This window comes from Streptomyces xylophagus, assembly GCF_000716435.1.
Taxonomy (GTDB): Bacteria; Actinomycetota; Actinomycetes; order Streptomycetales; family Streptomycetaceae; genus Streptomyces; species Streptomyces xylophagus.
This window is the reverse complement of record NZ_JNWO01000097.1, coordinates 1-939: the sequence shown is the minus strand read 5'-3', so window position 1 is coordinate 939 and position 939 is coordinate 1. Positions and strand designations below refer to the sequence as shown.

At 62.8% G+C, this 939-nt stretch carries 2 protein-coding genes; both read right to left on the bottom strand.

The window, feature by feature from the left end; translation table 11 throughout:
* Window positions 1–108 precede the first annotated feature (108 nt).
* Entirely contained in the window at window positions 109–684 is a 576-nt protein-coding gene (locus OO70_RS50435; RefSeq protein WP_033313768.1) for a hypothetical protein, read from the bottom strand.
* 60 nt (window positions 685–744) lie between these two features.
* The coding region (locus OO70_RS56535) for a hypothetical protein (protein WP_043688278.1) at window positions 745–939 on the bottom strand (195 nt) is incomplete at its 5' end.

Below are 939 nucleotides of genomic sequence, written 5' to 3'. Positions count from 1 at the left end.
CGGCCGTATCTGGGTTGGTTCCTAGATACGGCCGATCAGTTAGATTGGGGGTCGTAAGGTGCATGTCATCTCACGCGCCTTACAAGCCTGTCAATTAAATAGCCCCGCTTAGACGTGAGCCGCCGCCCGTCCCCTCTCGTTGGTCGGCTTCTCTCTATATCTTGCCACCGCTGCGAGCGCGTTGTGCTTCGCCCACAGGAACTTCGGCCTGCCCTGGCCGGTGTCGTCGACCGCATCGTGCTCCGGCAGCGCGCCGTTGGTGATCCGGTTCTCGACGACCTTGCGCGACATCGACAGCTTGGTCATGAACCATTCGAGGCCCACATATTCGACGCCGGGCAACGGGCCGCCCTTCTCGTCGTCTTTGACGAAGCGGTCGTTCGCGATCCTGTCCGCCTGTGTCTGAACGCCTGAGAGCCTATCGCTGAACGACTTGTGTTCGGCGTAACCCGTAACGAGCGCGGCGGCCGTCTTGCCGGTGAGATCGGCGAGCCGCGTCTGCAACTCCATCGCCAACGCGTCGACCCTGCGACGTTCGGCGCAACCGTTCACGTAGTTCGCTTCGATCTGCGCGAGCAACAGCGCGGCGGTGCCGAGAGTGTTGCGCATGCCGGACGCGAGAGCGAGCAGATCGCCGACCTGCTTCTCCATGTTCTGCATGTTCTCGGTGATCGAGGCGAACATGCGGCGCGTCTTCAGGTCTTGGGTGTATTGATCGGAAGGGTGGAGAGACATGGGATGCTTTCAGTTGGTGGAGTGCGGAGGTTCGTGGGTGGGTCTCGTCGACCACTGCGGGGCCTTCCACGAAACGTGAAGGTTCTGCCCGAAGCAGGTGACGCAGTGGTGGGCCAGCGACGCGGCAACGTCTTGGTCCGGCATGGGCACGTCCTGGGTGGTCCGGCCGACCGCCATAGCGAGCGCACCGGCTCCGACGACGAG